The sequence below is a fragment of the Massilia glaciei genome (assembly GCF_003011895.2).
Classification (GTDB): domain Bacteria; phylum Pseudomonadota; class Gammaproteobacteria; order Burkholderiales; family Burkholderiaceae_D; genus Telluria_A; species Telluria_A glaciei.
In genome coordinates this window covers 1-1,268 of sequence record NZ_PXWF02000201.1, presented here as the reverse complement: position 1 = coordinate 1,268, position 1,268 = coordinate 1, and the positions used below count along the sequence as shown (strand labels likewise).

General features: G+C 68.4%; 1 protein-coding gene. It reads left to right on the top strand.

What is annotated here, in order from left to right:
• The coding region (locus C7C56_RS28815; RefSeq protein ID WP_229458731.1) for an Ig-like domain-containing protein at positions 1-1,268 on the top strand (1,268 nt) is incomplete at both ends.

The window sequence follows — 1,268 nt, the reverse complement described above, 5'->3', positions numbered from 1 at the left end:
GGAGGCGGTCACCGGCTTTACCAACGCCGACCTCTCGGTCGCCGGCGGCACGCTCGACACCGTCAGCTCGGGCGACGGCGTCACCTGGACCGCCATCTTCACGCCGAGCGCCGACTTCACTTCGGCCACCAACCTCGTCAGGCTCAGCGGCGCGGGCTTCACCGATGCCGGCGGCAACAACGCCGCCGCCGACACCGATTCGGACAACTACGCGGTCGACACTGCGCGTCCGACCGTGACCGTCAGCTTCGGCGACACCTCCCTCAAGGCCGGCGAAACCACGCTCGTCACGTTCACGTTCTCGGAAGCCGTCACCGGCTTCAGCAACGCCGACCTCACGGTCGGCAACGGCACGCTCGACGCCGTCAGTTCCGCCGACGGCGGCACCACCTGGAGCGCCACCTTCACGCCAACCGCCGGCGTCACCTCGGCCAGCAATGTCATCACCGTCAGCGGCCTGGGCCTGACGGACCTGGCCGGCAACACCGGCGCCGACACCGTCGATTCGGGCAGCTACGCGATCGACACCGCACCGCCGACCGTGAGCATCCTGGTCGCCGACAACGCGCTCGCCGCCGGCGAGAGCACGCTGGTCACCTTCACCTTCTCAGAGGCCGTGAGCGGGTTCTCGAACGCCGCCATCAGCATCGCCAACGGCACGCTCGACGCCGTCAGTTCCGCCGACGGCGGCACCACCTGGACCGCCACCTTTACGCCGGATGCCGACACCACGGCCGCAGGCAACCTGATCTCGGTCGACAACACCGGCTACGTCGACGCCGCCGGCAACACCGGCTCCGACACCACCGATTCGAACGACTTCCTGATCGACACGGCCGCGCCGACCGTCGCGATCACACTCGACGACAGCGCGCTGGCCGCCGGCGAAAGCGCGCTGGTCACCTTCACCTTCTCCGAGGCCGTGACCGGCTTCTCGAATTCGGCCGTCACGGTCACCAACGGCACGCTCGACGCCGTCTCCTCGGTCGATGGCGGCACCACCTGGACCGCCACCTTCACGCCGACCGCCGGCGTCACCTCGGCCAGCAATGTGATAACGGTCGACAACACCGCCATCGCCGACCTGATCGGCAACGCCGGCGACGGCGCGACCGCGTCGGCCAATTTCACGATCGACTCCGAACTGCCAACCGTGAGCATCGCGCTCGCCGACAGCGCCCTGAGCGCCGGCCAGAGCTCGCTCGTCACGTTCACATTCTCGGAGCCGGTCACCGGTTTCTCGAACGCCAATGTCAGCATCGACAACG